This window comes from Acidovorax sp. GW101-11A03 (assembly GCF_059424825.1).
In genome coordinates this window covers 1-5725 of sequence record NZ_JBWKZU010000120.1, presented here as the reverse complement: position 1 = coordinate 5725, position 5725 = coordinate 1, and the positions used below count along the sequence as shown (strand labels likewise).

The window sequence follows — 5725 nt, the reverse complement described above, 5'->3', positions numbered from 1 at the left end:
GGTGCTGGCCACGCCCGACTACTGGGCCGAGGCGTGCAAGCACCTCGTCAAAAAAGACCGGGTGATGAAGCGCCTGATCCCGCAGTTTGGCGACGCCGCGCTGCAGACCAAAGGCGACCCTTTTATTACGCTGGCGCGCTCCATCGTGGGCCAGCAGGTGTCGGTGGCATCCGCCCAGGCGGTGTGGGAGCGCCTGGTGGCGTTGCTGCCGCGTGGCATGAAGCCCGCCAGCGTGCTCAAGCTCAAGATCGACGACATGCGCGCCGCTGGCCTGTCGGCCCGCAAGGTGGACTACCTGGTGGACCTGGCCATGCACTTCGAGAGTGGCAAGCTGCATGTGAAGGACTGGGCGGCGATGGAGGATGAGGCCATCATTGCCGAGCTGGTGGCCATTCGCGGCATCGGCCGCTGGACGGCTGAGATGTTTTTGATCTTCTATTTGATGCGGCCCAATGTATTGCCCCTGGACGACCCGGGGTTGATCACCGGCATCAGCCAGAATTACTTCTCGGGCGACCCTGTGAGCCGCAGCGACGCCCGCGAGGTGGCCGAGGCCTGGAAGCCCTGGTGCAGTGTGGCGACTTGGTATATTTGGCGGTCGCTCGACCCGCAGCCGGTTGCTTACTGACGCCATCTGACGCGTTTGACCAAAAATCGTTAACCGTCGGTTACAGTGCGTGCCATTCATCGTGGCAGCCGCCCGGCGCGAGCCCCAAGGAGAACAACGTTGGCGAAAAAGACCTTTCTGGATTTCGAGCAGCCCATCGCAGAGCTGGAGTCCAAAATTGAAGAACTGCGCTACGTGCAGACCGAGAGTGCCGTCGATATCTCGGAAGAGATCGACCAGCTGAGCAAGAAGAGCCAGCAACTCACCAAGGACATCTACAGCGAGCTGTCCCCCTGGCAGATCACCAAGATCGCCCGCCACCCCGAGCGCCCCTACACGCTCGACTACGTGCGCGACATCTTCACCGACTTCGTGGAGCTGCACGGCGACCGTCACTATGCGGATGACCAGTCCATCGTGGGTGGCCTCGCACGCTTCAATGGCCACGCCTGCATGGTCATCGGCCACCAGAAGGGCCGTGATACCAAAGAGCGCGCCATGCGCAACTTCGGCATGAGCAAGCCCGAGGGCTACCGCAAAGCCCTGCGCCTCATGAAGACAGCCGAGAAGTTCAAGCTGCCCGTGTTCACCTTTGTGGACACGCCCGGCGCCTACCCTGGCATCGATGCCGAGGAGCGTGGTCAGTCCGAGGCCATCGGCCGCAACATTTTCGAGATGGCGCAGCTGGAAGTGCCCATCATCACCACCATCATTGGCGAAGGTGGCTCCGGCGGCGCGCTGGCCATCAGCGTGGCCGACCAGGTCGTGATGCTGCAGTACGCCATCTACTCCGTGATCAGCCCTGAAGGCTGCGCCTCCATCCTCTGGAAGACCAGCGACAAGGCCCAGGAGGCCGCCGATGCGCTGGGCATCACGGCCCACCGCCTCAAGGCGCTGGGCCTGGTGGACAAGATCGTGAGCGAGCCCGTGGGCGGCGCCCACCGCGACCACAAGCAGATGGCCGCCTTCCTCAAGCGCGCGCTGGGCGATGCCTTCCGCCAGGTGGCCGACCTCAAGGTGAAGGACCTGCTAGACCGCCGCTACGAGCGCCTGCAAAGCTACGGCCGCTTCGCCGACACCAAGGCCGATAGCCGCTGAATACCCCTGCTTCCTGAGCCGGTCGCACTGGTGACCTGCTTGCAATGCGGCCCCAACAGGAGCCGTTGTCGTTTCTGGGCCACTTTGGGTTGGGGGCGTGGTGGCGGGCTACACGCCGTCGGCATTTCCCTATGGCGTACATGTTGCAACAAGATGTAGCATGTTTCGATGGCTCGCTGCGGGCCAAAGGAGTGTCGCATGTCGATGTTCAAGTCCCTCAAGGGGCAGATTTTGGTGTTGTCCACAATTTGCCTGGTGCTGGCCCTGCTGGTGCTGACGGTGGCGAACTTTCTGGTGGCGCGCAGCCAAGCGCGCGATGCGCTTCAAGAGGAGAGCCTGGCCACCGCCAAGAGCCATGTGGAAACCATTGAGGAGTGGGGGCGTGCCAAGGCCATGATCGTGGCGGCATCCATCAGCGCTTTTGAAGATCCGGATCCCGTCAAAACTCTGGCCATCCTGCGCGATGCTGGCAAGTTCTCTACCGTGTATTTCGGGTATGCGGACAAGAAGTACGTGTTCTCCGAGCAGCGTAGCCTCCCCCCCGACTACGATCCCACTGCTCGGCCCTGGTACAAGCAGGCTGCGGCGGCCGGTGCATCCGTCATCACGCCGCCCTACATTTCAGCTTCGGACGGCAAGCTGGTCGTCACGTTTGCCACCCCTGTCGGGGCGGGCAGTGCACTCAAAGGCGTGGCGGCCGGGGATGTGTCCATGGAGTCGGTCGTGGCCACCGTAGCGTCTGTCAAGCCCACGCCCACAAGTTTCGGCTTCATGGCCTCCGCCGACGGCAAGATCATTGCGCACCCGGACGCCGCGCTGACGCTGAAACCCCTGTCCGATTTGTCCAAGGATCTGTCCGGCGACAAGCTCACCGCAGCGGTTCAGTCCAAGACGATGGTGCCCGTGGAAATCAATGGACGTCAGCGCCTTCTGACCGTGGCACCGATCGCGGGCTCCAACTGGATGCTGGTGGTGGCGCTGGATGAGTCGGAAGCCATGGCTCCCATTCGTACCATGCTCACTACCTCGGTGCTGTCGAGCATCGTGGTGCTCGCGATAGCCGTCGCCCTGCTGGCGACGGTACTGACCCAGCGGCTACGCAGACTCACCCAGGTGCGCGACGCCATGCACGAGGTGGGAGCGGGCGATGGCGATCTTTCGCGCCGCATTGACACGCATGGCGAGGACGAACTGGCGCAGATCGCCGCCAGCTTCAACAGCTTTGCAGGCAAGCTCTCGGGCGTGCTGGCGCAGATCCGCGATGCCAGCAGCTCGGTGCGCGTGGCGGCGGAAGAGATCGCCACCGGCAACCACGACCTGAGCGGCCGCACAGAACTCACCGCGTCCAGCTTGCAGGAGACATCGGCCTCCATGCAGCAGCTCACCGAAACCGTGCGCCACAACGCCGATGCGGCCCGCCAGGCCAATCAGCTGGTGGCCCAGGCGTCCAACGTGGCCCAGCACGGCGGCCAGGTGGTGGGCAATGTGGTCACCACCATGGACCAGATCAACGCCGCCTCCCGCAAGATCAACGACATCATCGGGGTGATTGACGGCATTGCCTTCCAGACCAATATCCTCGCGCTGAACGCCGCCGTGGAAGCCGCCCGCGCGGGCGAGCAGGGCCGGGGCTTTGCGGTGGTGGCGGGCGAGGTGCGCAGCCTGGCCCAGCGCAGTGCCGAGGCCGCGCGCGAGATCAAGACGCTGATCAACACCTCGGTGGAGCAGGTCGAGAACGGCTCGCGCCTGGTGCACGACGCAGGCACGACCATGAACGACATCGTCACCTCGGTGCAGCGCGTCACGGACATCATGGCCGAAATCACGGCCTCCACCAACGAGCAGAGCACCAGCATCAACGAGGTCGGCCAGGCCGTGGCACAGCTCGATCAGATGACCCAGCAGAACGCCGCACTGGTGGAGGAAAGCGCCGCAGCCGCGCAAAGCCTCAAGGACCAGTCGGTGCGGCTGTCTGAAGTGGTGGGCACCTTCCGCCTGTCCACCGACGCGTCGCACGCGGCACCGCGTTTGTCGGCGCCCGGCGGTTGAGGCGTTTTTGCTTTTTGGGGCGCGCAGGGCAGGCGAGGGCGCCCGCGATAATCGGCTCCCATGCCCCGCTGCCCTGTTCGTTTTGCTGATCCTGCCTCTGCTTCCCAGCCATGCCCCCGCCCGGCGCGAGGGCCGCTGGCATGACTCAGTCCTTCGAAGCTGCTCTGCAGGCGTTTGCGCCCGCGCTGCCGCTGGCCGTGGCACTCAGCGGGGGCGCGGATTCCACCGCCCTGCTGCTGGCCTGTGCCCGGCGCTGGCCCGGCCAGGTGCGGGCCATCCATGTGCACCATGGCTTGCAGGCCGCAGCCGATGGTTTTGAGCAGCATTGCACCGCGCTGTGCCAGCGGCTGGACGTGCCGCTGGTGGTGCAGCGCCTCGATGCCCGCCATGTCCCCGGCCAGAGCCCGGAAGACGCGGCGCGGCAGGCCAGATACCAGGCTTTTGAGGCCTTTGCGCGCGACCATATACAAGGTGTTGCTATCAAATCAATAGCAATTGCGCAACATGCCGACGACCAGGCTGAAACCCTGCTGCTGGCACTGTCGCGCGGCGCGGGCGTGGCGGGCCTGGCCGCGATGCCCGCCCGCTGGGAGCGCGCGGGCATCGTCTGGCACCGCCCCTTGCTGCAGGTGGCAGGGGCGGATGTGCGCCACTGGCTGCGCGCACAGGACCAGGCCTGGGTAGAAGATCCCACCAACACCGACGAGCGCTTCACGCGCAACCGCATCCGTGCCCAGTTACTGCCTGCGCTGGACGCGGCATTCCCATCCTTTCGCGACACCTTTGCGCGCTCGGCCGACAACGCCGCCCAGGCCGCCGAATTGCTGCACGAGCTGGCGCAGCAGGACCTGGCCCTGGTGGGTGTGCCCCCGCAGATCAAGGCCCTGCAGGGACTCAGCCGTGCAAGGCAGGCCAACGTGCTGCGCCACTGGCTGCGCCAGGCCCATCACACCACGCCCGCTGCGGCGCAATTGGGTGAGTTGCTCGACCAGATCCAGGCCTGCACCACGCGTGGCCACCAGATCCACATCAAGGTGGGGCGTGGTTTTGTGGTGCGCTCAGGCCCGGGGATTGGTTGGTCCAGCCCATAGGTGGGCCGCCCTGCAGACGCGCAACACGGCGGTGCACAACAAGCCGCCCACCGCAGTACCTTGAGAATCAAAAAAATGGAACAAACCGTCGTCTCCGGCATTGCCGTCAACCGCAACCTGGCCAAGGTCTCCGTGCTCGGTGTGCCCTACCAGCCCGGCATTGCCAGCCATGTTCTGCGCACCATGGCCGATGCCCGCATCGACTCGGGCGCGATCGTCCAGAACGTGGGCAAGGACGGCAAGACCGATCTCAGCTTCACCGTGCACCGCAGCGACTGCGTGCGCACCGTGGAGTTGCTGCTGGATCAAGTGCTTCCCGCGCTGGGCGCGCTGGAAGTCGTGGGGGATGTCGGTGTTTGCGAAGTCAGCATCGTCGGCACTGGCATGCGCAGCCAAGTGGGTGTGGCCGGCAAGGTGTTCGGCACGCTCCGTGAAGCGGGCATCCAGGCCCAGATGATCTCCACCTTTGAGTCCAGGACCTCGGTGGTGATCGATGAAACGCAGATGGAACTGGCTGTGCGCAGCCTGCGCGAGGCCTTCACATTGGAGCCGCAGACCGCCCAGGCTGCCTGAACCGCCTCCGAAATGAGGCATAATAGCGGGATTGGAAACGTGACCGAGTGGCCGAAGGTGCTCCCCTGCTAAGGGAGTATGGGGTGTAGAGCCTCATCGAGGGTTCGAATCCCTCCGTTTCCGCCAGAGCTAAAAAGACCCGCCCTAAACCAGCGGGTTTCTTTACGTCTGTGCCGAGCATTGGCCTCATGTAAATCAACGTGGCACGATTTGTTTCATGGGGTTTTCTGTGCTAGGGACGCTCTTCACGAATCGGTTCTGGCTGTGCCGTAGCGACGCCCGAACTAAAACAGCACCCGCTTTGGGT

General features: G+C 64.3%; 4 protein-coding genes, 1 tRNA gene and 1 pseudogene. All 6 read left to right on the top strand.

The annotated features are described in order from the left end of the window. Position 1: 1 nt before the first annotated feature. Positions 2-628 (top strand): DNA-3-methyladenine glycosylase family protein, encoded by a 627-nt coding sequence (locus AC07Z7_RS24760; RefSeq protein ID WP_494768000.1) that lies wholly within the window; start codon positions 2-4, stop codon positions 626-628. 99 nt (positions 629-727) lie between these two features. Next, positions 728-1705: an acetyl-CoA carboxylase carboxyltransferase subunit alpha gene (locus tag AC07Z7_RS24755; RefSeq protein ID WP_094287364.1), complete on the top strand. Its 978-nt coding sequence runs from the start codon at positions 728-730 to the stop codon at positions 1703-1705. 198 nt (positions 1706-1903) lie between these two features. After that, positions 1904-3754 carry a methyl-accepting chemotaxis protein gene (locus AC07Z7_RS24750; RefSeq protein WP_252661618.1) on the top strand — a complete coding sequence of 617 codons (1851 nt, stop codon included), beginning with the start codon at positions 1904-1906 and terminating at the stop codon, positions 3752-3754. Between the two features lie 140 nt (positions 3755-3894). Further along, on the top strand, positions 3895-4845 hold the full coding sequence (tilS, locus tag AC07Z7_RS24745; RefSeq protein WP_494767999.1) for a tRNA lysidine(34) synthetase TilS: 951 nt from the start codon (positions 3895-3897) through the stop codon (positions 4843-4845). A 69-nt stretch (positions 4846-4914) separates the two neighbouring features. Then, positions 4915-5418 (top strand): annotated as a pseudogene (locus AC07Z7_RS24740) (ACT domain-containing protein); the annotation flags it as partial. Between the two features lie 33 nt (positions 5419-5451). Continuing rightward, positions 5452-5544: transfer RNA gene (locus AC07Z7_RS24735), tRNA-Ser, on the top strand. Positions 5545-5725: the final 181 nt, after the last annotated feature.

What these genes read in the sequence shown, in the direction of transcription:
- AC07Z7_RS24750 (WP_252661618.1), top strand. Translation starts at nt 1,904, where the DNA reads ATGTCGATGTTCAAGTCCCTCAAGGGGCAGATTTTGGTGTTGTCCACA.
- tilS (WP_494767999.1), top strand. Translation starts at nt 3,895, where the DNA reads ATGACTCAGTCCTTCGAAGCTGCTCTGCAGGCGTTTGCGCCCGCGCTG.